This is a genomic window from Caballeronia sp. 11_S32 (assembly GCF_056930355.1).
The window spans coordinates 109,298-136,036 of sequence record NZ_JBXOWH010000005.1 but is presented as its reverse complement, the minus strand read 5'-3'; the positions used below and the strand labels follow the sequence as shown (position 1 = coordinate 136,036).

Below are 26,739 nucleotides of genomic sequence, written 5' to 3'. Positions count from 1 at the left end.
GGCTCGAACGACGTCTAGTTTGCGGTCGTCGCGCGCATCGCCCGATATTCCCGCCTCACGATATCCATCAACTCCGCGACCGACGTATTCGCGCTGCGCTGCTCGTACGTCACGCGGCCGCGCTGCATCAACATGATGCGATCCGCGATATCGAGCGTTTGCGCATAGTTGTGCATGATCATGATGATCGAGAGCCCGCCTTTCTCCTTCAGGCGCATCACGAGATCGATGATGAGCGCGGCCTCGCGCGCGCCCATCGCGGCGAGCGGTTCGTCGAGCAGCAGGATCTTCGCATTCGAATGCACCGCGCGCGCGACCGCGATGGCCTGACGCTGCCCGCCCGATAAACGCTCGACGGGAAGATCGACCGAAGGCACGTGCACGCCGATATCGTCGAGACATTGCGCGGCGCGCTCGCGCATCTGCTTGTGATCGACGAGCCGCAATAGGCGGGCGGGCCCGCGCCGCACGATCTCGCGATTGAGAAACATGTTGTGATAGATCGACAGCGAATTCGCGAGCGCGAGATCCTGATACACGCATTCGATGCCGAGCGCGCGCGCATGATCGACCGACTTGAGGAGCGTCTCCTCGCCGTGCACGCGCAGCGTGCCGCTCGTCTGCTGATGAAAGCCCGTGAGGATTTTCACGAGCGTCGATTTGCCCGCGCCGTTGTCGCCGAGAATGCCGAGAATCTCGCCTTTGCCGAGCGTGAGCGAGACGCCATCGAGCGCGGTCACGGCGCCGAAACGCTTCACGAGGTTGTCGCCGCGTAGAGCGAGATCGTTCATCACCGTGCTCCCCGGCGGCGAATGCGCCCAACATGGATATTGAAGATCATCGCGGCGAGAATCGCGGCGCCGAGAATGATATTGAACGTGAACGCGTTGATGCCAATGAGCGTGAAGCCGTCGCTCAGAATGCCGAGCACCGCCGCGCCGAGCAAGCCGCCGACGATCGTGCCCGAGCCGCCCGTCAACGGCGTGCCGCCGATCACGGCGGCGGCGACGGCGAGGAACATGATCTGGTTACCGCCCGCTTGCGGATCGATCGACGTGATGCGAAAGCTTTCGAGTATGCCGGTGAAGCCCGCGAGCACGGCGGCGAGAACGAAGTTGCCGAGCCGCAGCCGGTTCACGTGGATGCCCGCTTCACTCGCGCCGAGCGGGTTCGCGCCCGCCGCCTGCGTATGCAGGCCCCAGCGCGTGTGCCGTAACAGCACGTGCATCACGAACGCGATCGCCACCGTCCAGATGATTTCACTGTAGCCCCAGGAGCCCATCACCGCCGCGAACCCGGGCGAGCCGGGCGTCGCGGCGGGTGTGCCGCGCGAGACGGTCAGCGTGATGCCGTTGATGAGAAAGAGCGTGCCGAGCGTCGTCACGAAGGACGGCAGACGCAAGTACACCGTCACCGCCCCGTTCACGAAGCCGATGATCGCGGCGGCGACGAGTCCCGCGACCACTGCGAGCCACATCGGCGCGCCCGCATCGTTCGCGAACACCATCATGAACGGCGCGAACGCGAACACCATGCCCGCCGACAGATCGATATCGCCACCGATCATCAGCATGATCTCGCCGAACGCGATGATCGCGACCGGCGCGACGTACTGAGAGAGATTGACGAGGCTCGCGTTGCTGAGCAGGAAGTCGTGATTGACGAACTGAAAGTACGCCGCGAGCAGCACGGCGACGAGCAGGATGCGCAACTCCGGCGCCCAGTGCGACACCCACGCGCCGCGCGGATTGTCGATCCGCGCGGGCGCCGCTGCTTTACGAGGTTCGTTCACCGTGTTCATCAGGACTTGATCGCGCCTTTCATCGGCACGATTTGCGGCTTGGTGGTCTTGCCTTCATAACGCGTCGATGTATTGAGGTAGGGCTCGACGGTCTCCTTCGTCACGAACTTGAGACCCGTGTTGATGTTCGCCGGCCCGACGAGCCCGCCCGACGCGAGAAACACGAACGCCTCCATCACCGTGTAGAAGCCCTGCACGTACGGCTGCTGGTCTATGGTGAAATCGAGGAAACCTTCGTGAATGAGCTGGATGGTCTGCGGCAGCAGATCGAAGCCGCCTCCGTGCACGCCCTTGGACGGCAGGTTCGATTCCTTCATTACCTGCGCGACGCCCTGCGTGCTGCCCGCATCGACGGCGAACATGCCTTTCAGGTCCTGATGGCCGAGATAGAACGACTTGATCTTCGAAAGCTCTTCGTTGACGGTCGCGCCGGTCGCCACGGTCTGAATGTCGATCTTCTTGCCCGACTTCTTGATCGCATCGCTCGCGCCGTCGAGACGCGGCTGGATGTTCAACTGCCCCGGCGTCGCGATGAAAAGCGCGACCATGCCGCTGTCGATCAGGCTCGCGATGCGCTCGCCCATCTGATAGCCCGACAGATACAAATCCTGGCCGATATACGCGAGCCGCGGATTGCTCTTGCCGCGCGGCGCGTCCGCGTTGTAAGCGAATACCGGGATGCCCGCGTCGAGCGCGGCCTGAATCGGCTTGTCGAACGCGTTCGGATCGACTATCGGCACGGCGATCGCATCGGCTTTCGCGGCGATCGCGGAGTTCACCGCGCGCACCATTTCGCCCGCATCGGACGTGGCCGAGCCGGTCCATTGATAGTCCATGCCGAACATCGCGCACGCGTCCTGAATGCCGTATTGCGTCGGCACGAAGAACGGATTCGTCGTTACGTGATTGACGAAGACGATCTTCCATTTCTTGTGCTGCGGAAACGCCGCTTCGGCCGCCTGCGCGGTCGAGATCAGGCCGCCTCCGCCCGCCACGCCGCCCAGGAGCGACAGTGCGGCGCCCAGCCCCGCGCCCTGCATGAGGCCGCGCCGGCCCGAACTGATGAGGCTGCCGCCGTCTTTTGCATCGTCATCCCGATTCTGCGCCATGTCTTCCTCCGGTCTCTTCTTCGTTGGTCGATGGGGTCGACTCGTCGTCGATCACGTTCAGATACTGGGTTTTCACGGCACGTCATTCTCACGCGGCTTTCCTGAACGAAAGAAGCAGGCGCGACAGATGACGATGCGAGCAGTGTGCGAGAGGGGCGATTCGAAAGCGCGGCGTTTTGAACTAGTAATTGGGATATGCGAAGTCCGCGCGTCGACTTCAATAGACAAACTATATGCATGACGTTTTGACGTTTCGATTAGCGTTTTCCCGGTACGTGCCCTCCATATAGTCATGCTATTTATAGGTTTTTCTCACACAGTGAGCAAAGCCATGAGCGCTCCTGAATCCAAACGCAAGCTTCGTTCGGCTGCATGGTTCGGCACCGCCGACAAGAACGGCTTCATGTATCGAAGCTGGATGAAGAATCAGGGCATTCCGGACCATGAGTTCGCGGGCAAGCCGGTCATCGGCATATGTAATACGTGGTCCGAACTAACGCCGTGCAATTCGCACTTCCGCAAGCTCGCCGAGCACGTGAAGCGCGGCGTGTTCGAAGCGGGCGGATTTCCGGTGGAGTTCCCTGTGTTCTCGAACGGCGAGTCGAACCTGCGGCCCACCGCGATGTTCACGCGCAATCTCGCGAGCATGGACGTCGAGGAAGCGATACGCGGCAATCCCGTCGATGCGGTCGTGCTGCTCGTCGGTTGCGACAAGACCACGCCCGCGCTCCTGATGGGCGCGGCGAGCTGCGATGTGCCGGCGATTGTCGTCTCCGGCGGTCCGATGCTGAACGGCAAGCACGAAGGGCGCGACATCGGCTCGGGCACGGTCGTGTGGCAACTGAGCGAGCAGGTGAAGGCGGGCAAGATCTCGATACATGAGTTCATGTCGGCGGAAGCGGGCATGTCGCGCTCGACGGGCACCTGCAACACGATGGGCACCGCATCGACGATGGCGTGCATGGCCGAATCGCTCGGCGTCACGCTGCCGCACAATGCGGCGATTCCCGCCGTCGATTCGCGCCGTTACGTGCTCGCGCATCTGTCGGGCATGCGCATCGTCGAGATGGCGCTGGAAGACCTGCGTCTATCGAAGCTGCTCACGCGCGAGGCGTTCGAGAATGCGATCCGCACCAACGCGGCGATCGGCGGCTCGACCAATGCGGCGATCCATCTGAAGGCGATCGCGGGGCGCATTGGCGTGAAGCTCGAACTCGACGACTGGACGCGCATCGGACGTGGCACGCCGACGCTCGTCGACCTGCAACCTTCCGGGCGCTTCCTGATGGAAGAGTTTTACTACGCAGGCGGCTTGCCCGCGGTGCTGCGGCGTCTCGGCGAAGCGAACCTGATCCCGCATCCGGATGCGCTCACCGCCAACGGCCGCACGCTCTGGGACAACGTGAAGGACGCGCCGCTTTATAACGACGAAGTGATCCGCCCGATCGAGAAGCCGCTCGTCGCGGATGGCGGATTGTGCGTGCTTCGCGGCAATCTCGCGCCCAGCGGCGCGGTGCTGAAGCCGTCGGCGGCGACGGCGGCGCTTTTGAAGCATCGCGGCCGCGCGGTCGTCTTCGAGAACTTCGACGACTACAAGCAACGCATCGGCGATCCCGATCTCGATGTCACGAAGGACTCCGTGCTCGTGATGAAGAACTGCGGGCCGAAAGGTTATCCGGGCATGGCGGAAGTCGGCAACATGGGCCTGCCGCCGAAGCTGCTCGCGCAAGGCGTGACGGACATGGTGCGCGTGTCGGATGCGCGCATGAGCGGCACGGCGTATGGCACCGTCGTGCTGCATGTCGCGCCCGAGGCGCGCGCGGGCGGGCCGCTTGCGATCGTGCGCGATGGCGACTGGATCGAGCTCGATTGCGACAAGGGCTTGCTGCGCATCGATATCGGCGACGATGAAATTCGCGCGCGCCTCGATGCATGGGCCGAGGCGCGCACCGAGATTCCCGAGGATCGCACTGGCTATCGCAAGCTCTATGTCGAGCACGTTCTGCAAGCCGATGAAGGATGCGACTTCGACTTTCTCGTCGGCTGCCGCGGCGCGGACGTGCCAAAGCATTCGCATTGACGCATCATTTGCGCGGCGTCCACGTGGCGATCGCGACGCCGAGCACCGCGACGCCCATCGCCCACCATGCGGCTGCCGGCAGCACTTCGCCAAGGAACACGTAGGACAGCACGGCGGCCGCGGGCGGCACGAAGAAGAACAGCGACGCCACTTGCGACACCTTCCCCGCGCGCGTCATGGCGAGCAGCAGCGTGATGGCGATCAGCGAATTGCCGATGACAAGATACGCGAGCGTCGCGATGAGCGTCGGCGTCCATTGCACTTGCGTGTGCTCGAAGAGCAGCGCCATCGGCGCGCAGAACACGAAGCCGACACTGTATTGCACGAGATTCGATGTCAGCGGGTCTTGCGCCGTGCCCAGACGCTTTTCATAGAGCATCGCGCCCGTGATGCCGATGAGCGCGCCGATCGCGAGCAACACCGGCCCGAGCGACTCGGCATGCAGCGGCCCGCGCGCGACGATCACGCCCGCCGCGCCCGCGAGACCCAGCAGCAGGCCGGTCCAGCGCCGCGCGCCGATCCGCTCGCCGATGAACTTCGGCGCGAGCACGCCGACGAGAATCGGCTGCAGGGAGACGATCAACGCGAGCACGGACGTGGCGATGCCCGCGGTCATCGACAGATAGCTGAGCCCGAAGTACATCACCTGCACGAGAAAGCCGACGACGACGAGATGAAGCCATGCGCGCGCATTGCGCGGCCATTGCGGGCGCTTGACCACGCACACGGCAAGCAGCACGCCGACGCTCAATGCGAAGCGTATCGACAGAAACGTGAGCGGCGATGCGTAGTGCAGCCCGGTCTTCGCTATCGGAAACCCTGCGGACCAGAGCAGCAGAAACACGAAAGGGCCGCCGGTCGTGAGCCAGCGTCGTTCGCTTTTGCCTTCTTGTTCGTTGCGGTCGATGTGCGGCGCTTGCGCCATGTTCGCGTCCTCGTGCTCGTTTGCCTGTTCGTTGGCTTGTGCAGCGAAAGTACCTGATTGTAGTGTTCGGGACGAGCTTGACGAAGTGTGAGACATTGCCGGATTTAGCCTGGACATTGATTCATGAACGACAAGACGAATGCAGTACCCGACAGCACGGCCGCGCGTGTCGCGATGTGGCGCGCGTTGCACGTCGAAGCCGATGCATCGCCGCATGTGCTGGAAGACAGCATTGGTCTCCAGTTGCTCGCGCCCGAGGCGAACTGGCGCGAGCGCGGTGACATGGACCCGCAGTTCACGCGGCCGTTTCGTGCATCGATCGTTGCGCGGGCGCGCTTCATCGAAGATCTCGTCGTGGAGCAGCTCGATCGCGGCGTGGCGCAATATGTCATCCTCGGCGCGGGTCTCGACAGCTTCGCGCAACGCAGGCCGGAGATCGCATCGCGCCTGACGATCTTCGAAGTCGATCCGCCGGGGCCGCAGGCATGGAAGCGCCGGCGTCTCATCGAGCTCGGGTATGGCGTGCCGGACTGGCTGCGCTTCGTGCCGGTGGATTTCGAAGCAGGCGAATCATGGCGCGAGAAACTCGTGATGAATGGCTTCGATGAAAGCAAGCCCGCGATCGTGGTCTCGACAGGTGTCAGCATGTATCTCACGAAGGAAGCGAACGCGGCCACGTTGCGCGAAGTCGCGCGCTTTGCGTCGGGATCGATCTTCGCGATGACGTTTCTGCTTCCGCTCGAACTCGCGGACCCTGAAGTGCGTCCCGGACTGGAGGTGGCGGAGAAGGGCGCGCGTGCGAGCGGCACGCCGTTCATCAGCTTTTTCAGGCCCGCGGAGATTCAGGCGCTGGCGCTCGATGCGGGCTTCAAGGAAGCGCGCCATGTTTCGGCGGCGGATCTGACGCAACGCTACTTCGCCGATCGCACCGATGGGCTGCGTCCGCCGGGGAATGCGGAAGAATTGCTCGTGGCGACCACGTGAGCCTGCGATGCCTTAGATCGATCTGCTGCGGTGCTGGAGATACTGTGTCGCATTCGACGTTGACGATTGTCGAGCCGCGGCGATAGCCCTTGAGTCTTTCAGAACTTAATCATTCCATGACGCGCGTATGACCGGCAAGCTCTTGAGCCTTCATCTTGCAAGGCGTCAGGAGCGATATGCAGTCGTGGCATCCCAGCAATCCGGTCGAACGTCGCCTGATGGCGGTGCATGATGATTGGCTGCGCTTTCGCAGCGATTCACGGGCCAACTTACTTTTCTGGCGAGTGAATGAGGCTGATCAGCGCATCCTCGCTGCTTACATTCAAAGACAACACAAGTTGTCGAACGCGGTGTTGCAACTGACATCTCGCTTCGATGACGCGGATCAATATCCTTTAGCACTTGCGCAAGAGATCGCTGCCTTCTACCCGGCCGCACGCGAAACGCGCATCGCGCCGGATGTCCAAGGCCAAACCCCGACAGCCGATCTGCTCGCGCTGACCGCCAGTCTGATGCGCCATCATCCGGACGTGTTGCCGGAACTGGTGCTGATCCTCGAACCTGAATCCATTCGCAAGCCCGCGCAGTTCGAGCGCTGGCTCGATCAGTTGCTCGGCATGATCGAGTGCGATGCATGGCAAGCCGAACGTCTGCGCATCGTGCTCATCGGCACCGAAACGGAGCCGCTGCCGTGGCTGGCGAAGCAGCGTCCTCATCAAGTGAGCGTGCTGCATGCGCGCTATCACATGGAATCGTTGCCGCGTGAACTCGTGGCCGAATCCGATGAGCGCGGCCCCGAAGCCGATTTCCGGCGCTTGTTCGTCGCGCTCAACGACACCATCACGAACGGCACGCCCGCGCGACTGGAAACGCTGCGCACGCAAGCGCTCGCCGTCACGCAACGGCATGCATGGTTCGATCAGAGCGTGGTCGTGCACCTGCTGGCGGGCGCGGCCTATCTGAATTGGAATGACTCTGCGCGCGCCCTATCCGCCTATGAAGCCGCCACGCAAGCCGGTCGACAAGCGCTACAGGTGGAACATCCCGCAGGCACCAAGCTCGTCATAAACGGTCTGTTCGGCGAAGCCTCCGTTCACTGGATGCAAGGCGACTTTCGCCGCGCAGCCGAACGCTATACCGAAGCCGCGCAACTGGCCGAGACCGATCAGGATGGCCTGCTCGCCGTCGAAGGCTGGCGCATGTGCAGCGAATGCTTCGCGCAACTGAGCCGGGCCGAGCCGACGATCGACGCGGGCCTGCGCGCACTCGATGCAGGCGCGTGGATTCCCTCGCCGATGCGTGCCAATTGCAACCTGCAAATGGTCGCGCAACGCATGCTGGGGCATGTGGGCATCCTGCATCGGCGGCGAAGCGAACTGACCTCACGTCTGACCGCACTCTATGGCGACGACTGGCCCGACACGATCAAACCCTTACCTGCCGAAGAAGTGACGCAGCGCTTCGCTGACGAGCAAAGGCGTCACGCGTAATGGCCCTGCTCGCGGTAAATCACCTCACGCCGGTCATCGGCATCGATGTTCACCTGATCCAGACGCCCGCCGGCATCACGCTGCCCTTGCCGCATCCGCATGTCGGGATGGTGCTCGATCCCGCGGAGTATCTGAGCCTGTTGCCCGAGGGCGTCGGCAGCATGGTCTCGATGGGCATGATGGCGATGGGCGCGGCCTCCATCATCAAGATGGGCATGCGCAGCCTTGGCGCCGCAGCGGTGGGCGCAGGCGCGATGGCTGTCTCGATGGCCGCGGGCGGCGGTGGCGGTCCCATCTATGTGAACGGCCTGATGCGCACCACCGCCGGCACGCAAACCCTGCATCTGCCCGGCCTGCATTTTCCGATTGGCGGCGTGTTCACGGGCCCGGACGCGCCCAAGCCCTCCGGCGACAGCGAATCGTTTCTCGGCAGCCTCAGCGTACGCGCCAACGGCGATCCGATGACCTACGCGTTGCTGCCCGCCCTGAGCTGCTGGTTCGCGGGCATGCTCTCACTCTCGCATAACAGCGCGCACACGAAGCGCAAATCGGCTTCACTGCCAACTTCGCTGATGCTGCCGATTCCCGCATCGCGTCCGGTATTGGTCGGCGGCGCGCCGGTGCCGAGCATCGCCGCGCTCGCGGGCATGGCCATGCGCCACGCAAACGCCCATGCGATGTCGAAGCCGCCGAAGTTCTGCAAGGTATCGAAGGCGATTCAGGATCGCCTCGGCAATGGCAAGTGGGGCAAGTTTCTCAAAGGCGTCTGTCAGCGCGCCTTTGGCGAACCCGTCGATGGCGTGACCGGTGAAGTCATCGTTGAGCAGCACGATTTCACGGTCAGCGGACGCTTGCCGTTGGTATGGAATCGCTTCTACGCGAGCCATGACATGCAGGCGGGACTAGCCGGACATGGCTGGCGCACGCCCGCCGACATCCGGCTCGATCTGTTCGAACACGATGATGCACTCGGTGGCATCGTCCGCTTTCCCGATACGCTGGTCGCCTTCGATCAGATACCGCTCGATGAAGGATGGCTGGCGCGCATCGTCGAAGGAATCGGCGGGCATGCGCTGTATCGTGACGGCGAACGGTTTGTCGTGCGCACGCGTGAGGGAATCGAATATCGCTTTCCGTTGCCCGCGCATTGGCGGCAGCGCGCGCAGGCCGCCGACCCGCAACGTCCGCTCGCGCTGTGGCTCGAACGGTTCAGCGATCTGAACGGCAACGCGTGGCGCGTTCAGTGGCAGGCGAGCGACTATTACCGCGCATCTCGCGAGCCGCTGCTGCGGTTCATCGAGTATGCGGGCGAGCAACCGACGGGCCGAGTCGTGCATTGCACAGTCGGCAGCATCGAAGGCCGTCTGGGCGAGATCACGTTGCACGACGGTCAAGGTCAACAGTATCCGCTCGTGCGTTATGTGCAGAACCACGAGGGCGGTCTGGCCGTGGTTCACGATGCGCTCGATGTGCCGTACTGCTTCGAGTACGCGGGCAGTCACGTGATGGTGCGTCACACGGACCGTAACGGGCTGTCGTTCTACTACAACCACACGCGGCATGAGGATGGCGTTTGGCGCGTCGATCATGCGTGGGGCGATGGCGGGCTGTACGACTATCGTTTCGAGTATGACCTGACGCATCACGAAACCCGCATCACCGATTCGCTCGGCGGCGTGACGCTTCTACAAGCCGATGAACGCGGTCTGCCCGTGATGCTGATCGATCCGCTGGGCGGCACGTCGAGTTTCCATTACGACGGACTGGGTCGCACCATTTCGGCCGTCGATCCGGCACGCAACAGGACAACGTGGACCTACGATGTCTTCGGCAACGTCGTGTCGCAGACACTGCCGGATCGAAGCGAAGTCTCGACCGAATACGACGACGATCAGCGGCCCCTGGTGATCACCGATCCTGCAGGCGGCCAGTGGCGGCAGGCGTGGGATGCGCGCGGCAATCTGATCGGGCAGACGACGCCTGCGGGCATCGTCACCGAATTCGGTTATGACGCGCGCGGTCAGCTCGTGCAGGTGCGCGATGCGGCGCAGCAACGCACCACGCTCGACTATGACGCGTTGGGCTATCTCGTTGGCGTGACCGATTTGCTGGGACGTGCCACTCGCCTGAAGCACAATACGCGCGGCGATCTGATCGAGCGCCGCGCACCCGGCGAGGAATCGGCCATTTATCGCTGGGATGCGAAGAGTCGGCTCGTGAGCTGCATACTACCCGGCGCGCGCGACGTGCGCTGCGCCTACGACGCCGAAGACAACCTCACCGAATACACGGACGAAGCCGGCCACGTCACGCGTTTCACCTACTACGGCCAAGGCCACCTGGCGAGCCGGACTGAGGCGGACGGCAGCGTCACCCGCTACCGATACGACACCGAAGAGCGGCTGATCGGCGTGACGAATGCGCTCGGACAGACATGGCATCTGAAACGCGATGCGGCTGGACGACTCGTTGAAGAAGTGGGCTATGACGGACGCTCGCGCCGCTATGCGTACAACCCGGCGGGCCATCTCACACGCAGCATCGATCCGTTGGGCAACGTGCTGGCGGTGACGTGCGATCCGCTCGGACGTATCACGAGCCGCACCGTCGAAGGCACCGGCGAAAGCGAAGCGTTCGCCTATAACAAGCGCGGCCAGCTGACCGAGGCGCGCAACATGCACAGCACGGTCGAGCGCGCTTACGACGCCGATGGACGCCTGACGGCCGAGACGCAACAGCACGACGACGCCACCGGCACGCTGGCATATGCCTATGACGCAGTGGGCCGTCTGAGCGAACAGAAGCGCACGCTGCGCGCCGACGGCAGCGCCTTCGAGCAGACGCTCGCGTATGCCTACGACGCGCTGGGCCAGCCGCAAACGCTCACGATCGACGATCACGAACCGATCCGCTTCACGCGGGACATCGCCGGGCGCTTGAGGGGTACGCAGTTCACCGACCACCTCGAACACGCATACGAATACGATCGCGCGGGCCGCTTGAGCCGTCACGCGACGCGTCGTGCGGGCCATCGCGATGATGAGACCAGTTTCCGCTATGACGTGAGCGGCAATCTGATCGAGCGCAGTGACAGCCGTTTGGGCGCGGATCGGTTCCGCTACGATCCGTTGGGGCGGATCATCGCGCATACCGATCCGCTCGGGCGCCTGAAGCGCTTGACCTACGATGCGCATGGGGATCGCTTCAAGCTTATCCACGACCATGCGCAAGGGCGCGAGTTGCAGCACGCGGAGGGTGCGCACTGGTGGCTGGATGCGGCGGGGCAACTCATCGAGCGGCATGATCGCGAACTTGGCGTGCAGCGGTTCACGTGGGACGCATTCGGGCGTCTGAGCCGATTCGAGAACACGTCCAACGAGCAGTGGACTTACCGTTATGACGCGTTGGGGCGGCGTATCGGCAAACAGGCCGGCGAGGTGAGGATCGAAGGTAAGCGGCACCGTCAGGAAGGCGCACGGACGTGGTTCCTGTGGGATGGCGATGCGATGGCCGGTGAGGTGCGGCAGGCATCGCATGAGCAACGCAGCGCGCGGTTCTATGCTTATCACTCGGGCAGCTTCGAGCCACTGGCGATGCAGATCGCCACGTCAGAGGGTAACGAGACCGCGAAGCGCCTGTACTACTACCAGAACGATCCAAACGGCGCGCCGGTGCGACTGCGCGATCAAAACGGCGACATCGTGTGGGAAGTACACTATGGCGTCACGGGCGGGATTGACCATGCTGAGGCGCACGGGATCGAACAGCCGATTCGGCTGCAGGGGCAGTATCACGACTATGAGTCGAACCTGCACTACAACCGGCATCGGTACTTCGATCCGCAAACTGGAAACTTCATCAGCCAAGACCCGATTGGACTCGCCGGAGGCCTCAATCCGTATCAGTTTGCGCCGAATACGCTTGGCTGGGCTGATCCTCTTGGGCTTGCTTGCGGTGACGCAGTTAGAGACCTTCCTTCACTGAAAGGAAAGTCAGTAGGGGAAATAGAAAAAATATTGAAGGATGCTGGATTTGAGCGGACAAACCCGGCAAATCCGAGGAATCAGCGTTGGAAGCATGGCGATGGTTCAGAGGTCCAGATCCATGCCTATGGAAATAAGAATGCTGGACCGCATAAGGCTGTCAATAATGCCCATGTACACAAATCCGTGGGAAAACATGGGGAGCCAGGAACTAGTGAACTTGCGGATGATGGTGTGACGGTTGTATCACAATACTCAGACGCGGCCCATATAGGGATTCGAAATCCAAAAGATTTTCCAGCCGTTTCAGGGAGAAATCATGGAGATTAGCCATGTCTGCTGAATTCATTTTGAATTTTTCTGATGTGCATTGGTACGCTCAAAATAAAAATGAGATCGAATCTAAAATTCAATCTCTTCCCACATTCCTTGATAAGAAGGATCTTGCATATCGCATGTGTGGTATTGAGGAAGATAGTCGCGGGCGATGGGAGTATGACGTTCGAATATTTTTTAAAGCGACATTTATTTTTTTTGAAATTAGCGCTCATCCTGCAAGTATTGAAATGGATTTGAGGTCGCTATTTAATTGGGTGCGATCTCAAACGAAAATACTTATTTCCGATGAGGATGGAGAGGAATCTAGATGGTAAAAACATAGATTGATGTTGAATGAATTCATTCAACAGTATTTGTTGCCCGTCTGTGCTCAATATTGTCGCTTGCTGATCGAATGAAACACGGAGCCGCTGGTGCGGCCCCGTGTTTCATTCAGCGGTAATAATCATTTGCGCCGAAAGTATTCTGATGGGCTGATCCGCTCGGACTGAAATGTACGCATCACGCCAAGACTCCGCAAGAGGCATTTGCGGCTATTAAGGATAAATAGGGCCATCAGATTGATTTTAGAAATTCACCAGACGATCAACGTCTTAATAATCGAGGTGGTCTATACGAAGAGTGGACAGTCAGAACGCCTGGCGTAGGAAACCGCGGCGAATGTCGTATTGTTGTAGACAAGAGCATCGCCAAAGCGTATTACAGTCACGACCACTGCCAATCTTTTATGGAAGTAGATTTGGCGGGTTGGAAATAAGGAATGCTATTAAATTATGTTTGGATTTTTCCGGGGTCGACTCGGCGGATGATTTTCACGTAAAGATGAAAGAGTTGTTCGGCCTCCCGGATTTTTGTGGAAATAATTTCAATGCTTTGGTGGATTGTCTTACTAGCTTGAGGATCCCGGAAGACGGAATGACATCAATTCATCTTTGCCCAGACGAAAGCTTAATTCTAGAAATCAATGAATTTGATAGAATTCCTGGCGATTTGATCCATGATTTCATTTTATCTATAAAAGATGTGAATAAACGGTGCGTTATGTTTGGGGAGGAGCCTTCAATATTTTTATGCATATGCTGATTTTAGAAATGGAGCTTGCTGAGGCTCTTGTTCAGTAGCGACGCGTTGACGCGCTGCCGTGATCGGAATTTTGCTTTGTCGACCTCGGCTGACGCTCTTCGCCTCCAACTCCGCGCCCTACCCCGCCACCCGCACCGCAACATCAGCCGCGGCAAGACCCTCAGCCATCCACTCCGGCGGCGCCGCATCGGTAAAAAGCGCATCGATCTGACTGAGATGCCCGAGCTTCACGAGCGCGGCGCGGCCGAACTTCGAATGATCCGCGACCAGAAACACGGTGCGCGACTGCTCGATGATCGCCTGCGCCACGCGCACTTCGGCGATATCGAAATCCCTGAGCGTGCCGTCCTCCTCGATGCTCGAAATGCCGATGATCCCGAAGTCCACCTTGAACATCCGGATGAAGTCGACGGCCTGCTCGCCCACGACGCCCTTGTCCCGCGCGCGCACCTTGCCGCCCGCGACCATCAGCTCCGCATCCGACTCGTCCGCGAGAATGGCCGCCACGTTCAGGTTGTTCGTGATGACGCGCAGCCCCGCGTGCTGACGCAACGCGCGCGCGACCTCCTCCGTCGTCGTGCCCAGATTGATGAAGAGCGTCGCGTGATTCGGAATCTCGGACGCGACGAGCTTCGCGATACGCCGCTTCTCGTCGAGAAACATCTGTTGCCGCGCGGCATAGGCGGCGTTCTCGGAACTCGTCAGCGCGCTCGCGCCGCCGTGGTAGCGGCGCAGCAGGTTCTGATCGGACAGCCAGTTGACGTCGCGCCGAATGGTCTGCGGCGTGACCTGGAACTGCGCGGCGAGATCGTCGATGGTCGCGAAGCCGTCGCGGGCGACGCGGTCGAGCAGCGCCCGCTGCCTGCCGTTGAGTGCGTGGTCGGATGTCATCGAGTTGAGCGAAATCGCAAAAAAATGAAAAAATTGCCGATGCGCGCAGTGTACGACGAAAACATGCCCCCGACCGACGCCGCCGCCTTTCATGCAGCCACTGCAGGCGGCATCGCCGCCATCTTTGCGCCATCGGCACGCGGTGTTAGGATGATTGAAAACGAATATCGAGATTCGTTTTCGAACATAACTTGAACCGGCTGTCCGGAGTGGCGGCATGAGCCAGCGACGTTTTATCCTTGCCCTCGACCAGGAAACGACCAGCTCCCGCGCGATGCTCTTCACCCGTTCGGGCAGCGTGATCGCCAGCGCGCAGCGGGGGTTCGCGCAGCATTATCCGTCGCCCGGCTGGGTCGAACAGGTAGGTGTTCTTCACGAGCCCCGGCTCGAAGCATCCCTGGCCGAAGGTCGCGGCCTGCTGATCGCCGGCGACGCCCGTAAACGGTATCGCGGCGCCGAAGAGCGCGGCATCCGTATGCGCGATCGCCCCGCTCGACGGCACGACTTCCGGCAGCACGGCGCGCGGGATATCGAAGAGCGCGAGCAGTTCGTCGTCCCACTCGCAGGCGCGAATGTCGAAGAGCGCGGTGCGCGCGGCCGCGCGATCATTCAATGGCTGCGCGACGGCCTCGGCATCATCGAAAGCGCGGCGCAGATCAACGCGCTCGCCGCGCAATGCGAATCCAGCGAAGGCGTGGTGCTCGCGCCCGCATTTGCCGGGCCGGGCGCGCCGTATTGGGACCCGTACGCGCGCGGCACGCTGCTCGGCATGACGCGCGGCACGAACCGCGCGCATATCGCGAGGGCCGCGCTCGAAGCCATCGCGCTGCAGATGGTCGATGCGCTCGATGCGATGGAAGCCGATGCGGGCGTCGCCGTGAGCGAGCTTCGCACCGACGGCATTGCGTCGCAGAGCGATCTGCTGATGCAGATCCAGGCCGACCTGCTCGATCGGCCCGTCGTGCGCCCGCTGGTCACGGAAACGACCGCGCTCGGCGCGGCGTGTCTCGCGGGGCTCGGAGCGGGCTTCTGGTCGAGCCGTGACGAAATCACGGGCGCATGGCCACCCGCGCGGCGCTTCGAACTGGCGACGCCGCGTGACGAACGCGAAGCCCACATCGAGCGATGGCATCGCGCGATCGATCGCACCCGCGCGTGGGAACGCCCCGCCGATCACGCTGTCTGCACGGACTGACATGCAAACGAGAACACCACCTCACCGAGCGGCGCTGCTGCGCGAAGTCGATCAGACGCCGCTCTTCGATGTCGTCGTGATCGGCGGCGGCGCGAGCGGCCTCGGCACGGCCGTCGATGCCGCGTCGCGCGGCTATCGAACCCTGCTGCTGGAGGCCCGCGACTTCGCGAAGGGCACGTCGAGCAAGGCGACCAAGCTCGTGCACGGCGGCGTGCGCTATCTCGCGCAGGGCAATATCCCGCTCGTTCGCGAGGCGCTGCGCGAGCGCGGCCTGCTCGCGCGCAACGCGTCGCATCTGGTGCGTGCGCTCGGCTTCATCGTCCCGGCCTACAAGTTGGGCGACAAGCTGATGTACGGCGCGGGGCTCAAGTTATATGACTGGCTCGCGGGTTCGCTGAACCTGAGCGCGAGCCGCAGCCTCGGCCTGGCGGAAACGCGGGCGAGGTCGCCGATGCTCGCCGAGAGCCTGCACGGGCACGCATTGCGCGGCGGCACGCTCTATTTCGACGGCCAGTTCGACGACGCGCGCCTCGCCATCGCGCTGATGCGCACGCTGTTCGATCTCGGCGGCGTCGCGCTGAACAATGCCGTCGTGCGCGGCGTCGGGCTCGATCGCGCAACGGGACATCATCGGCTCATGGTGGAAGACGCCGAAACCGGCGACCGCTTCACGGTGAGCGCGCGCTGCGTCGTCAATGCGACGGGCGTCTGGGTCGATTCGATCCGCGCGATGGCCGAGCCGGGCGCCCGCCCGATCGTCGCGCCGAGCCAGGGCGTGCATCTGACTTTGCCGGGCCGCTTCCTGCGCAGCGAAAGCGCGATTCTCGTGCCGAAGACGGCGGACGGCCGCGTGCTCTTCGTGGTGCCGTGGCACGGGCATACGATCGTCGGCACGACGGACACGCCGCGCGACGACCTGCCGCTCGACCCGCGCGCGAGCGACGAGGATATCGACTTCATCCTCGCGACGGCCGCGGATTATCTGTCCGTCAAGCCGACGCGCGACGATGTCCTGAGCGTATGGGCCGGCCTTCGTCCGCTCGTGAAGAGCGACGGCAGCGCATCGACCGCGTCGCTGTCGCGCGAGCATACGATCGAAATGAATCCGACCGGCATGATCACCGTGACGGGCGGCAAGTGGACGACGTACCGGCTGATGGCGCAGCAGGTGATCGATCTCGCCGTGACGAAGCGGCTGCTGCCCGCTGCGCCGTGCCGCACGGCTTCGTTGCCGCTGCATGGATCGACGGCCGAGCAACACGGCCATTACGGTTCGGATGCCCCGCTCATCGAACGGTTGCCGGGCGCGGAGAACGTGCTCGTGCGTGCGAGCGGGCTCACCGAGGCGCAGACGCGCTTCGCGGTGCGGGCCGAGCTCGCGCGCTGTGTGGAAGATGTGCTGGCGCGGCGCAATCGCGCGCTGTTTCTGGACGCCGCCGCCGCACGCGGCGCCGCGCCGGAGGTCGCGCGGATCATCGCGGAGGAACTCGGGAAATCCGCGCAGTGGCAATCTGAAGAGGCCGCGCGCTTCGACGCGTTCGCGAGAACCTGGATGCTGCGATAGCGCCGGCAGGGCGCGAACCGCGCTTCGCCGGCCGCAACCGCATCAGAACGCGTGCCGGATGCCGACCATCGCGACGAACTGCGAAGGCCCCGACGGTGGCGTTCCGTTCCGCGAATCGCCAACCAAATAATTTCGTTCTCGCGTCTGAATGTTCGTTTTCGCGCATCGGCGCGCCGGGAGGACGTGCCCTAAGGACAACTCCTAGGATTTAACCGGCCATTACCCTTTGCGCGCGCGGCTTCCTACACTTCTCTCAAAAGGAGGAGGCGCCCATGTCAAAGCTCATTCACACGATGATTCGCGTGCAGGACCTGCAACGCTCGCTCGATTTCTATCGGAAGGCATTCGACCTCGGCGTCGCGCATCGGCTGGACTTTCCGGACTTCACGCTCGCGTATCTGCGCAACGACGAAACGCATGCCGAGCTCGAGCTCACCTGGAACAAGGGGCGCACCGAGCCGTATACGCATGGCGACGGCTACGGCCACGTCGCGGTGAGCGTGCCCGATGTGAAGGCCGAGCGCGAGCGTCTGATCGGCCTCGGCCTCACGCCCAACGATGTGCGCGAGTTCAAGAACGACGACGGCTCGCTGATCGCGCGTTACTTCTTCATTCAGGACCCCGACGGCTACAAGATCGAAGTCCTCGAACGTCACGGACATTACGAGTAAGCACGGCGGCACAAGGCGGCACCACGCCGGACCACATAAATAAGCTGTTGCAGCACCCCACAAGGAGAGAGACATGCGAGACACGATCATTCCGATCGTCGCGCAGCGGCGCGCGCACGATGATGGACATCATCACGACCATGATGAAATCGCCGCCGCCCCGCCCGGGATCGCGCTGACGCGGCGTGAATTCCTGCGCGGCTCCGGCGTGCTCGTCGGCACGATCGCCGCTACGTCGATCTTCGCGAGCCTCGCGCCGAGCCGCGTCTGGGCGCTCGAAATGCAGGGCTTGAGCACGCATCAGGGCGAAGTGCTGCTGCAGGTCACGCGGCAGATCTATCCGCATGCGACGCTCGATGACGCCGTCTATGCGCTCGTCGTGAAGGATCTCGACGCCAAGGCGAAAGCCGATCCCGCGGTGCGTCAGCAACTCGCCGATGGCGTCGCGCAGCTCGATGCCAAAGCCGGCTCCGACTGGACCAAGCGCGGCGCGAACGACAAGGCACAGGACGTGGCCGCGCTCGCGGGCACGCCGTTCTTCAGCACGGTCCGCAGCACCGCGGTGGTTTCGCTGTACAGCAACCCGATGGCCTACGCGCACTTCGGCTATGGCGCGTCGAAGGGCGATGGCGGTTATCTGCATCAGGGCTTCAACAATCTCTCATGGCTGCCCGATCCGCCCGCGAGCGCGAGCGGCCCAATCCCGACCGACAGTTGAAGAGCGTGCCTATCAAGCGACAAGCGGAGACCGACATGGATCAGGGTAACAAGGTGCAGTTCAAGCACAGCGACGGCAATGTCGTCGTCATCATCGGATCGGGTGCGGGCGGCGGCACGCTCGCGAATGAGCTCGCGCAAAAGGGCATCGACGTGGTCGTGCTCGAAGCGGGCAAGCTGCATACGCAGGGGGATTTCTCCACCTCCGAGTGGGAGTCCTTCAAGATGCTTTCATGGCTGGACAATCGCACGACATCCGGCACGTGGCGCGTCGCGAAGGACTTTCCCAATCTGCCGACGTGGATCTGCAAGACGGTCGGCGGCACAACCGTGCACTGGGCGGGCGCGAGCCTGCGCATTCAGCCGCACGAGTTCAAGGCGAAGACCACCTACGGCGAGATCCAGGGCGCGAGCCTGCTCGACTGGCCGCTCACGCGCGCGGAGCTCGACCCGTACTACGACCGCGCCGAAAAGAAGATGGGCGTGACGCGCACGAACGGCCTGCCGGGCCTGCCGGGCAACAACAACTTCAAGGTGATGTCGGCGGGCGCGGCGAAGGTCGGCTACAAGGAGTGCAACACCGGCCACATGGCGATCAACAGCACCGTGCGTGACAACCGCACGCACTGCTTCCAGCGCGGCTTCTGCTTCCAGGGCTGCCGCACGGGCGCGAAGTGGTCGACGCTCTATACCGAACTGCCGCGCGCGCAGGCGACGGGCCACATGGAGCTGCGCACCGGGGCGCACGTCGTGAAGATCGAGCACGATGCGCGCGGCAAGGCGACGGGTGTCGTGTATTACGACGCGGACGGCAAGCTGCAGCGGCAGCGGGCGCGCATCGTCGCGGTGGCGGGCAATGCGATCGAGACGCCGCGCCTGTTGCTGAACTCACAGTCGAGCAAGTTCCCGGACGGCCTCGCGAACGGCTCTGGCCAGGTGGGCCGCAACTACATGCGGCACACGACCGGCTCCGTCTACGGTGTGTTCAACGACAAGGTCGAGATGTTCAAGGGCACGACGATGGCCGGTCTCATCGAGGACGAAGCGGTGTTCGAGCCGAAGCGCGGCTTCGCGGGCGGCTACCATCTGGAGACGCTCTCGCTCGGGCTTCCCTTCTATGCGGCGTTCCTCGATCCGGGTGGCTGGGGGCCGAACTTCGCCCAGGCGATGGACGAATATGCCTACACGGCGGGCATGTGGATCGTCGGCGAGGACATGCCGCGCGAGTCGAACCGCGTGACGCTCAATACGAACGTGAAGGATCAGTACGGCCTGCCGGTGCCGAACGTGCACTTCGACGATCACCCGAACGACGAAGCGATGCGTCAGCACGCGTACAAGCAGGGCAGCGCGGTGTATGAGGCGGCGGGCGCGAAGTCGACGTATAACGTGCCGCCGTATCCGTCGACGCACAATCTCGGCACCGCGCGCATGAGCGCGAAAGCCGACGACGGCGTTTGCAATCCGCACGGCCAGACGCACGAAGTGGCGAATCTGTTCATCTCCGATGGCAGCCAGTTCACGACGGGCGCCGCGGAAAACCCGACGCTCACGATCGTCACGCTCGCGATTCGCCAGGCGGATTACATCGCGAATCAGATGAAGCAGCGCAGGGTTTGACGCGATTGCCGGTAGAAACGCGGGGGAGTAGCTTGTTGAGTTGGCCGTCGTGCGCGAGCATGACGGCCGGTTTTCCGGAGGCTATCGTCATGTGTCGGGTGTACATCAACGCGGATCCGATCCTCTATGAATCACGCACGCGGTCGCTGCGCATTCATGGCGTGATCACCACGGTGCGGCTGGAAAATCTCTTCTGGGACGTGCTGCAGGAAATCGCCGGGCGCGAGAACCTGACGACGAGCCAGTTCGCCGTCAAGCTCTACGATGAACTCATCGCGCTGCGCGGCGAGGTGCCGACCAACTTCGCCTCGTTCCTTCGCGTGTGCTGTCTGCGCTATCTGTCGATGCGCGAGGCGCAGCAGACGGAGGAAAGCGAGGCGGCGGGCGCCGTGGCGCTGCGGGTGCTGAAGGCGGGGTAGGGGCGCAGTATCGAGGGCCGGGTGAAGCGGTCGTGACGGCCCTCGCGGCTGGCTCTCAACGCGCCGCTACGATCTCCATCGCTCCATCCTCCAGCACGAGGCGCGTCTGCAAATCGCGCGTGGCGATCAGGCGATCGTTGACATAAAGCTCCGCTTTCATCGGATAGACGCCCTGGGTCACGCCCGGCGGCACGGTCAATTCGAACGTATTCTCGAAGCGCCCGCTCGACGCGTTCTGCGTCTCCAACGGCTTCGATCCCTGCTTGAACGGCGTGCCGTCCGGACTCGTGACGACGAGGCGTTCCTTCACCGTCTGCACTGGCTGCTCGCGGCCGTTCACCAGCTCGACCGTCGTGTTGATGAGCACCGGCTTTCCGCGCCTCGCGACGCCGTTCGTCTTGACGTCGTAAGCGACCACCTGCGGCTCGGGCGGAAGCTCGCCGCGCGCGCGGATATAGTCGCGGTCCGCCTGTGCCGCCGTCTTGATCTGACGCGAGCGCACATTGACCGCCCAGCAGCCCGCGCCGCCCAGCGCACCGCCCGCGGCGGCGCCGATCATGGCGCCCTTGCCGCCACCGGCCAGCGCACCGATGAGCGCGCCGATCGCCGCTCCGGCGACCACCGTGCCGGTCATCGAGCAGGGATCCTGCGCCGCCGCCGTGCTGCCCGCCGGGGCCGCGCCGGGTCCCGGCTGCGGAGGCGCCGCGCAGCCCGCGAGCAGCGATATCGCAAGGACCGCGATCGCGGACTTCTTCATGTTGTTGACGTTTCTGGCCTGCATTCCCCGTACCTTTTATTTGAGCGTGGTCTGTTCCGCGAGAACCTGATGTTCTCTTTCGGAGACGATCCGGGCGAGCGCGTCGATGTGCGGATTGGTCGGATCCATGCGTCGCGCGCTTTCCACGTACGTCCTCGCGACGTCGAAGCGGTTTTCACCGAGGGCCTTCTCGGCATCCCTGAGAAACTGGCGCGCCGCGCCCGCCTGCGAGGCTCCCGCGTTCTGCGCCGGCGCGTAGGCGGCAGGCTGCAATGGCGGCGCGGATTGTGCCTGTGCCTGTGCCGCCGTAGCCTGTGCCGCCGCAGCCTGCGCTGCCTGCGCAGCCTGCGCCGCCTGCACCGCCTGTGCGGCCGACGCGGCATCCGCCGCGCGCAGCATCTCCAGCCGCGCGTGCATATCGGACATGCCTTCGTGCTCGTGATCGAGCTTGTAGAGCTCCGTCAGCGCGGCGTTCGCCAGCATGACGTTGCTGGCATCGAGCGCATCGCTTGCCTTCTGTTCGACGGCCTTCGCCGCGGCCTTCGCCTGCTCCAACCGCTCCTTGAGGGACTCGGCATCGTTGAGCGCGGCGCATCCCGGAGACAGATTGCCGAATGCGTTGTCGGCGGCATCCAGCCGCTTCTCGTTCAGGCGGATGGCCACCGCTCGCAGCGCCTTCGTGCATTCGCGGCGAGTTGCCTGCGCCTCCGCGATCATCGTTTCCAGATCGCTTGCCTTCTGCGCGAGTTCACCCTTGCAGACGGCGCCTGCCGCCTTGCCCTGTTCCTGTGCCCCCTTCAGATCGCCGCTCTTGACGAGGTTGAGGCCTTGCTCGACGGCCTGGTTGCATTGCACCGTTTCCTTGTCCGGGCCGCGGTTCAAAAAGGCAGCGACGGCGATGACACCAGCCACGCCGAGCGCGACGTTGCGCAAGCCCTTGCCGCGCTTGGGCGTCGGAGCCGTCCGCGCCGATGGGCCAGCGGCGTCCCCACCGCCTGCGTCTTTCGCCTGCGCCGTTGCCCGCAACTCCGGTTCGCGCCGCGGCTGCTCGGGCACGGGCGCATCTGGCGCGCGTTTGGGCACGCGTTCGATCCGGCGCGCGGGCTTCGGCGGCTCCGGCGCTCGCGGCGCGGCAGCCGTGCGGTCGCTGGCGGGCGTTTGCACGGGCGCGGGCTTCGCCTGCGCCGGCGCTTCCGGCACGGCGCGCGCAGCCGGCTTCTGCGACTCTTGCGGCGCGGCCGCGCGGCCGGCGATCACGACGCCGGTCGCCGTCCCGCAGTAAGGGCAATAAGCGACGCTCGTAAAGAGACGTTGCTTGCATGAAGTGCACTTTTCCACGTCACGTTTCCTACATCGAGAGCGGCGGCGCCTGAGCGACGAGCGGCGGAACTGTCAGTTGCAGACTGCCGGCGAGTTCCTGCAGCGCCATGAGATCCGTCCACTCGGCGAGTCCCTGCCGCCATACCTTGGTCGATGCCGGCGCTACTTGCCCCGCCTGCACGAACTGCGCGATCTGCGCAGCGCTGTAAGGACCGTACTGCTGGCCGTTTACGCCGAGGAAATACTGCGCGGCGACGGGCGGCGGCGCGAAGCCGGGCGGCGCGGCGGGCGCGAGCGGCGGAGGCGCGTCGGGGGCAGCGCCCCATGCGGCGGCTTTCGGCTCCTGCGCAAGCACTGCGTCGGCTACGATCGGCCCGGACGAACGCAGCAGCGCATCGAAGGCGCCGGGCGTCAGCATCTCCGGCTTCAGCGCGTACTTGAGACGCGGCAGCTCGTCGTCGCCGGGCTCGCGGACTTCCCATTCGTAGGCATCGGCGTCGGACTCGCCGATGAGGGTCGTCCACGTCGCGAGTTCGTCCAGCAGGTGGTGCTCGTGACGGTCCGCGTCCTTCTCCGCGATGCCCTTGCGGCGCGCGCTTTCGCGCAATTCGCGCCTGGCTTCGGCGGCGATGGCGCTCGCAAAGCCCTTGCGCTCCTGCTGCGCGCCGTTGGCGTCGGCGACGAGCTTCGGCGTATAGACCCGCTTTTCATAGAAGCTGCACAGCGCCGACAACGCCACGGTCTGCAACCCGTCGAGCTCCGCGAGTCTTTCCTGCACGCGCGAGACGATCGCGCCCCGGTAGGTGACGGGCAAGCCGTTCTGACGGATCGCGCGCTCGTTGCCGATACGGCGGATGTCGCCGCGCGCCACCGCGAACTGATACTGGCCCGGCGGCGTCACGCGCTGCGTCGCGCGCGTGAGCACGCCCAGCATGATCGCGAGGATGAACTGCCTGAAGTCCTCGGCCAGACGGTTGATTTCATCGGTCGTGGGCGCCATCGGATGACTGAACTGCGTCGAGTCGATGTGCGTATGCGTCGGGCTCTTCTCATACTCCTTGCGATAGCTCGTGCGCCAGCTCTCCATGCCGCGCAGGATCGTCATCGGCACGCCGGAGAGTTCGCAATAACACACGGCGCGTCCCGGCTTGCCCGTCTCCACGATCGAAATCTGCGCCGGCGTGATGCCCGCATGCGTCGGCACGCATGCATCGATCTCCGCGCCGAAACGGCGATCGAACTCATCCGCGCGATACACGCCGATGAAGCACTTGTACTGGTCGGCGTTCACGGTGAAGTCGCCGGTGACGTTGCCATCGATCCACGGCATCGCGCACGCCAGCATCTTGCGGAAGACCTCGGCGCGCTGCGCGACTGGCATCTGCTCGAGCGCGGCGGCGAGCGGATCGCTGTCGTCGGCGGATTCGCTCGCCATCAGCCGTGTGAGCTGACGCTCGGCCATGCGCTTGACCTTGGTGAGGATCTCGATGCGCTGCTCCGAGTCGTTCAGCATCGGAAACAGGTGTTGCGAGCCGCCCAGATCCTTGAATGCCTCGTCCGCCCATTCGCGCAGGCGCGCCGAATCCGGCAGCGGCACATCGCGGCGCTCGGCGGCGACCGTGATGAGCGTGCTGTAGCGGTTGTTCAGATCGTTGACGAGGATTGCATTCGCATGGTTGAGCTGATGCAGCATCTCGATCACGTGATTGCGCCCGTCCTGCAATTCGCCGACGAGACCGTTCCACACCGCCCGGCCGTGCGAATCGATGCCCACTTTCGAGCCGAGCCACGCCGAAAGGTCGCCCATGAGCACGGCTGCCTCCGCCGCGGCTTTCGCGCGCAGATGGAACTTGAGCGCGTTGGCGATTTCTGTGCGCAGATGATCGAGGATGAGCGATGCCTGTTTCTCGCTGCTGCCGAGCGAGAAGCGCCGCTTCGTCTGCGCGAGGTTGTCGAGCAGGCGTTCGTATTCGCGCGTGCGGACCGCTTCCTTGATCTCGCGATAACGGTCCGCGTTCAACTGAAGCGCGGAGATGAGGCCCGTGCCGGGCGCTTCGAGCCGGTCCTTGATCTGCTCGACGAGCGAGAGCACATATTCGAGGCCGCCATACTCCTTGTTGTCGAGATAGGCGTACAGCTGGTCGCGGATCGCGCGCTTGATGCGCTCCAGCACTTCCTGACGACGCTTGATGACGCGGTCTTCGGTGGTGTCGGCGGTGGAGTCCTGGTCGCGCACGGCGTCGCGCTCCAGCTGCTTCATCGCCTCGCGGATCTGCGTGGGCCACTCGTCGCGCATGAATCCGGTGCGGATTCCGTCGATGCGCGTGGCCACGCGTTGCTCGATACCCGCAAGCAGCAAGCCCTGCTTGTCCTGCAGCAGATCCTCGGTGATCGCATAGTCGACGAACTCGCCGCTCGATCGCTTCAGCTCGACGGTCTTGTCGGAGAACTCCGGAAAGTCGCTGAACGGCATCGCGCTCAGAGCGGCATGCGCGGCCATGAAATCGTCGCGCTGCTTGTCGGTCGCGCGATTGGCGCCGAAGTCCGTGCCGCCGACGCCGAAGAACGCCTTGAGCATCTCGCCCGCCCAGCGATGCGTGCGCTCGTCGCGCAAGGCTTCCTGGCGCGTGTCGAGCACGGACTGCCCGAACGCGGAGTAGCGCTTCGAATAGGAGAGGCGCATGTCCGCGAAGCGGTTGCGCGGCACGAGCGCGTCGTGCAGGAAGTTCTTGTGCTGGGCCTGATTGACCGCGACCGAACGCTTGCGGCGCGCGAAGTCGCCCGAGGCGAAGTCCTCGAACAACGCGTCGGCCACCATGCTGTAGACATCCTGGATGTCCTTGGTGTGCTGTTGCGCGAGGTTGCCCGAATCGATCAGATAGACCTCGTTGTACGGCTCGCGCGGCAATTCGGGCTGGTCGACGGCGTCCCAGCGGCCGACATAGCCCTTGTTGCCCATCATCGCGGATTCGAGCTCCATCAGCGCCGCGTAGCCGTTCGCCTCGGTGCGGTCCTTGTTCTGCGCCGCATAGCCGGTAGGCAGGAACAGCATCAGTTCGACGTCGGCCTGGCCCACGCCGGTCTTCGCGAGCCAGCGTGCGAGGAGGCCCATGTCGAGAAACGCGCCCGAACCCGTTCCGCCCGCCACGGACCCGACGACGACGATCCGGAATTTCTTCGATTCCATGCGCAGGCCGAGTTCGACGAGCTGCTTCTCGTGCGACAGCCCGGACTGAAGCATCTTGAGCTTCGCGCGGATCTTGTCCCGGAGCTTCGCGTACTTGTCGAAGAGATAGAGGCGCGACACGGCGCGCACCTGTCCCGCGCCCTTCGCCGGATCGATGCCCAGTTCCCTGATCTTCTTCGGCGTGAGCGACAGCCATTCCTTGACGTGCGGATACTTCTCGAGCGCGTCGTCGTCACGGCTGTACTTGTCCATGTCGAACGGCTCGACGATCTTCTCGTCGTCCGTGAACTGCACGAGCGGAAACTGCAGATCGTCCGCCTGCGCCCGTCCGCTCTCGACCACGGCGCCGCTGTCGAGGTCGAACTGGATGAATTGCGCAACCGGAAAAGCGGTGAGACTTTCGAGCCGGTGCCGGCCGCGTTCGCCGCCCCACAGCGAGTTCAGAATGCGGCGGCGCACCCGCAACAGCACTTCCATCCCTGTTCCGCCGACACCGATGAACAGCGTAGGACGCAACTCGATGCTCTGTTCCTGCTTCTTCGCGGGATCGGTGCCAATGGTTTGATTGATGTTTCCTTGCATGTCTTTTTGGTCAGTCTTCAGA

General features: G+C 63.5%; 21 protein-coding genes and 3 pseudogenes. 15 read left to right on the top strand and 9 right to left on the bottom strand.

The features are described from left to right. Positions 1 to 14 precede the first annotated feature (14 nt). From AC1Z32_RS35280 to AC1Z32_RS35270, 3 genes are read right to left on the bottom strand one after another with little or no spacing between them, the layout of a single operon-like run. Complete coding sequence (locus tag AC1Z32_RS35280) at positions 15 to 791, bottom strand: ATP-binding cassette domain-containing protein (RefSeq protein ID WP_483483496.1); 777 nt, start codon at positions 789 to 791, stop codon at positions 15 to 17. Further along, on the bottom strand, positions 791 to 1,801 hold the full coding sequence (locus AC1Z32_RS35275) for an ABC transporter permease (RefSeq protein ID WP_483483495.1): 1,011 nt from the start codon (positions 1,799 to 1,801) through the stop codon (positions 791 to 793). Before AC1Z32_RS35275 ends, AC1Z32_RS35280 begins: the two co-directional genes overlap by 1 nt. Beyond that, positions 1,801 to 2,910, bottom strand: coding sequence for a substrate-binding domain-containing protein (locus AC1Z32_RS35270; protein ID WP_483483494.1), 1,110 nt, complete (start codon positions 2,908 to 2,910; stop codon positions 1,801 to 1,803). The genes AC1Z32_RS35275 and AC1Z32_RS35270 overlap by 1 nt, the downstream gene beginning before the upstream one ends. A 331-nt stretch (positions 2,911 to 3,241) precedes the next feature. On the opposite strand from AC1Z32_RS35270, the gene AC1Z32_RS35265 reads away from it, so the two are divergent. Beyond that, positions 3,242 to 4,990, top strand: coding sequence for an IlvD/Edd family dehydratase (locus AC1Z32_RS35265; RefSeq protein ID WP_483483493.1), 1,749 nt, complete (start codon positions 3,242 to 3,244; stop codon positions 4,988 to 4,990). Between the two features lie 4 nt (positions 4,991 to 4,994). Here AC1Z32_RS35265 and AC1Z32_RS35260 read toward each other — a convergent pair whose 3' ends face one another. Next, the gene (locus tag AC1Z32_RS35260) at positions 4,995 to 5,915 is read right to left on the bottom strand and encodes a DMT family transporter (RefSeq protein WP_483483492.1); all 921 of its coding nucleotides are present in this window, start codon (positions 5,913 to 5,915) and stop codon (positions 4,995 to 4,997) included. A 123-nt stretch (positions 5,916 to 6,038) separates the two neighbouring features. Here AC1Z32_RS35260 and AC1Z32_RS35255 point away from each other — a divergent pair, with 123 nt between their 5' ends. The 6 genes from AC1Z32_RS35255 to AC1Z32_RS35230 all read left to right on the top strand — a co-directional run bounded on the left by AC1Z32_RS35255 (position 6,039) and on the right by AC1Z32_RS35230 (position 13,794). Next, positions 6,039 to 6,899, top strand: a complete 861-nt coding sequence (locus tag AC1Z32_RS35255) for a class I SAM-dependent methyltransferase (protein WP_483483491.1) — start codon at positions 6,039 to 6,041, stop codon at positions 6,897 to 6,899. A 353-nt stretch (positions 6,900 to 7,252) separates the two neighbouring features. Further along, the gene (locus AC1Z32_RS35250; protein ID WP_483483490.1) at positions 7,253 to 8,389 is read left to right on the top strand and encodes a hypothetical protein; all 1,137 of its coding nucleotides are present in this window, start codon (positions 7,253 to 7,255) and stop codon (positions 8,387 to 8,389) included. After that, entirely contained in the window at positions 8,389 to 12,702 is a 4,314-nt protein-coding gene (locus AC1Z32_RS35245; RefSeq protein ID WP_483483489.1) for an RHS repeat-associated core domain-containing protein, read from the top strand. The genes AC1Z32_RS35250 and AC1Z32_RS35245 overlap by 1 nt, the downstream gene beginning before the upstream one ends. Positions 12,703 to 12,704: 2 nt before the next feature. Beyond that, positions 12,705 to 13,025, top strand: coding sequence for a hypothetical protein (locus AC1Z32_RS35240; protein ID WP_483483488.1), 321 nt, complete (start codon positions 12,705 to 12,707; stop codon positions 13,023 to 13,025). Between the two features lie 245 nt (positions 13,026 to 13,270). Then, entirely contained in the window at positions 13,271 to 13,468 is a 198-nt protein-coding gene (locus AC1Z32_RS35235; RefSeq protein WP_483484136.1) for a ribonuclease domain-containing protein, read from the top strand. Beyond that, the gene (locus AC1Z32_RS35230) at positions 13,459 to 13,794 is read left to right on the top strand and encodes a barstar family protein (protein ID WP_483484135.1); all 336 of its coding nucleotides are present in this window, start codon (positions 13,459 to 13,461) and stop codon (positions 13,792 to 13,794) included. The genes AC1Z32_RS35235 and AC1Z32_RS35230 overlap by 10 nt, the downstream gene beginning before the upstream one ends. 117 nt (positions 13,795 to 13,911) lie before the next feature. On the opposite strand, the gene AC1Z32_RS35225 is transcribed toward AC1Z32_RS35230, so the two are convergent. Further along, a complete protein-coding gene (locus tag AC1Z32_RS35225; RefSeq protein WP_483483487.1) occupies positions 13,912 to 14,685 on the bottom strand; it encodes a DeoR/GlpR family DNA-binding transcription regulator in 774 nt (257 codons plus the stop codon). A gap of 24 nt (positions 14,686 to 14,709) precedes the next feature. On the opposite strand from AC1Z32_RS35225, the gene AC1Z32_RS35220 reads away from it, so the two are divergent. Then, on the top strand, positions 14,710 to 14,880 hold the full coding sequence (locus AC1Z32_RS35220) for a hypothetical protein (protein ID WP_483483486.1): 171 nt from the start codon (positions 14,710 to 14,712) through the stop codon (positions 14,878 to 14,880). Between the two features lie 22 nt (positions 14,881 to 14,902). Continuing rightward, positions 14,903 to 15,034: pseudogene (locus tag AC1Z32_RS35215) on the top strand (hypothetical protein); the annotation flags it as partial. A gap of 12 nt (positions 15,035 to 15,046) precedes the next feature. Here the strand turns inward: AC1Z32_RS35215 and AC1Z32_RS35210 are convergent. Further along, positions 15,047 to 15,283 (bottom strand): annotated as a pseudogene (locus tag AC1Z32_RS35210) (FGGY family carbohydrate kinase); the annotation flags it as partial. A 3-nt stretch (positions 15,284 to 15,286) separates the two neighbouring features. Between AC1Z32_RS35210 and AC1Z32_RS35205 the strand changes: the two are divergent. The 6 genes and pseudogenes from AC1Z32_RS35205 to AC1Z32_RS35180 all read left to right on the top strand — a co-directional run. After that, positions 15,287 to 15,880: pseudogene (locus tag AC1Z32_RS35205) on the top strand (FGGY-family carbohydrate kinase); the annotation flags it as partial. Between the two features lies 1 nt (position 15,881). Continuing rightward, positions 15,882 to 17,444 (top strand): glycerol-3-phosphate dehydrogenase/oxidase, encoded by a 1,563-nt coding sequence (locus AC1Z32_RS35200; RefSeq protein ID WP_483483485.1) that lies wholly within the window; start codon positions 15,882 to 15,884, stop codon positions 17,442 to 17,444. Positions 17,445 to 17,716: 272 nt separating this feature from the next. Then, positions 17,717 to 18,115 (top strand): VOC family protein, encoded by a 399-nt coding sequence (locus AC1Z32_RS35195; RefSeq protein ID WP_483483484.1) that lies wholly within the window; start codon positions 17,717 to 17,719, stop codon positions 18,113 to 18,115. Positions 18,116 to 18,188: 73 nt separating this feature from the next. After that, positions 18,189 to 18,833, top strand: a complete 645-nt coding sequence (locus AC1Z32_RS35190; protein WP_483483483.1) for a twin-arginine translocation signal domain-containing protein — start codon at positions 18,189 to 18,191, stop codon at positions 18,831 to 18,833. 35 nt (positions 18,834 to 18,868) lie between these two features. After that, entirely contained in the window at positions 18,869 to 20,452 is a 1,584-nt protein-coding gene (locus AC1Z32_RS35185; RefSeq protein ID WP_483483482.1) for a GMC family oxidoreductase, read from the top strand. An 89-nt stretch (positions 20,453 to 20,541) separates the two neighbouring features. Further along, positions 20,542 to 20,871, top strand: a complete 330-nt coding sequence (locus tag AC1Z32_RS35180) for a ribbon-helix-helix domain-containing protein (RefSeq protein WP_483483481.1) — start codon at positions 20,542 to 20,544, stop codon at positions 20,869 to 20,871. A 55-nt stretch (positions 20,872 to 20,926) separates the two neighbouring features. Here AC1Z32_RS35180 and AC1Z32_RS35175 read toward each other — a convergent pair whose 3' ends face one another. From AC1Z32_RS35175 to AC1Z32_RS35165, 3 genes are read right to left on the bottom strand one after another with little or no spacing between them, the layout of a single operon-like run. Next, the gene (locus AC1Z32_RS35175; RefSeq protein WP_483483480.1) at positions 20,927 to 21,652 is read right to left on the bottom strand and encodes a hypothetical protein; all 726 of its coding nucleotides are present in this window, start codon (positions 21,650 to 21,652) and stop codon (positions 20,927 to 20,929) included. Positions 21,653 to 21,664: 12 nt separating this feature from the next. Then, the gene (locus AC1Z32_RS35170; protein WP_483483479.1) at positions 21,665 to 22,966 is read right to left on the bottom strand and encodes a hypothetical protein; all 1,302 of its coding nucleotides are present in this window, start codon (positions 22,964 to 22,966) and stop codon (positions 21,665 to 21,667) included. 10 nt (positions 22,967 to 22,976) lie between these two features. Then, positions 22,977 to 26,717, bottom strand: coding sequence for a tubulin-like doman-containing protein (locus tag AC1Z32_RS35165; RefSeq protein WP_483483478.1), 3,741 nt, complete (start codon positions 26,715 to 26,717; stop codon positions 22,977 to 22,979). Between the last annotated feature and the right edge of the window lie 22 nt (positions 26,718 to 26,739).

What these genes read in the sequence shown, in the direction of transcription:
- AC1Z32_RS35180 (WP_483483481.1), top strand. Translation starts at nt 20,542, where the DNA reads ATGTGTCGGGTGTACATCAACGCGGATCCGATCCTCTATGAATCACGC.
- AC1Z32_RS35255 (WP_483483491.1), top strand. Translation starts at nt 6,039, where the DNA reads ATGAACGACAAGACGAATGCAGTACCCGACAGCACGGCCGCGCGTGTC.
- AC1Z32_RS35200 (WP_483483485.1), top strand. Translation starts at nt 15,882, where the DNA reads ATGCAAACGAGAACACCACCTCACCGAGCGGCGCTGCTGCGCGAAGTC.
- AC1Z32_RS35220 (WP_483483486.1), top strand. Translation starts at nt 14,710, where the DNA reads ATGAAAAAATTGCCGATGCGCGCAGTGTACGACGAAAACATGCCCCCG.
- AC1Z32_RS35270 (WP_483483494.1), bottom strand. Translation starts at nt 2,910, where the DNA reads ATGGCGCAGAATCGGGATGACGATGCAAAAGACGGCGGCAGCCTCATC.
- AC1Z32_RS35265 (WP_483483493.1), top strand. Translation starts at nt 3,242, where the DNA reads ATGAGCGCTCCTGAATCCAAACGCAAGCTTCGTTCGGCTGCATGGTTC.
- AC1Z32_RS35195 (WP_483483484.1), top strand. Translation starts at nt 17,717, where the DNA reads ATGTCAAAGCTCATTCACACGATGATTCGCGTGCAGGACCTGCAACGC.
- AC1Z32_RS35280 (WP_483483496.1), bottom strand. Translation starts at nt 791, where the DNA reads ATGAACGATCTCGCTCTACGCGGCGACAACCTCGTGAAGCGTTTCGGC.
- AC1Z32_RS35240 (WP_483483488.1), top strand. Translation starts at nt 12,705, where the DNA reads ATGTCTGCTGAATTCATTTTGAATTTTTCTGATGTGCATTGGTACGCT.
- AC1Z32_RS35260 (WP_483483492.1), bottom strand. Translation starts at nt 5,915, where the DNA reads ATGGCGCAAGCGCCGCACATCGACCGCAACGAACAAGAAGGCAAAAGC.
- AC1Z32_RS35190 (WP_483483483.1), top strand. Translation starts at nt 18,189, where the DNA reads ATGCGAGACACGATCATTCCGATCGTCGCGCAGCGGCGCGCGCACGAT.
- AC1Z32_RS35245 (WP_483483489.1), top strand. Translation starts at nt 8,389, where the DNA reads ATGGCCCTGCTCGCGGTAAATCACCTCACGCCGGTCATCGGCATCGAT.
- AC1Z32_RS35185 (WP_483483482.1), top strand. Translation starts at nt 18,869, where the DNA reads ATGGATCAGGGTAACAAGGTGCAGTTCAAGCACAGCGACGGCAATGTC.
- AC1Z32_RS35165 (WP_483483478.1), bottom strand. Translation starts at nt 26,717, where the DNA reads ATGCAAGGAAACATCAATCAAACCATTGGCACCGATCCCGCGAAGAAG.
- AC1Z32_RS35275 (WP_483483495.1), bottom strand. Translation starts at nt 1,801, where the DNA reads ATGAACACGGTGAACGAACCTCGTAAAGCAGCGGCGCCCGCGCGGATC.
- AC1Z32_RS35225 (WP_483483487.1), bottom strand. Translation starts at nt 14,685, where the DNA reads ATGACATCCGACCACGCACTCAACGGCAGGCAGCGGGCGCTGCTCGAC.
- AC1Z32_RS35175 (WP_483483480.1), bottom strand. Translation starts at nt 21,652, where the DNA reads ATGCAGGCCAGAAACGTCAACAACATGAAGAAGTCCGCGATCGCGGTC.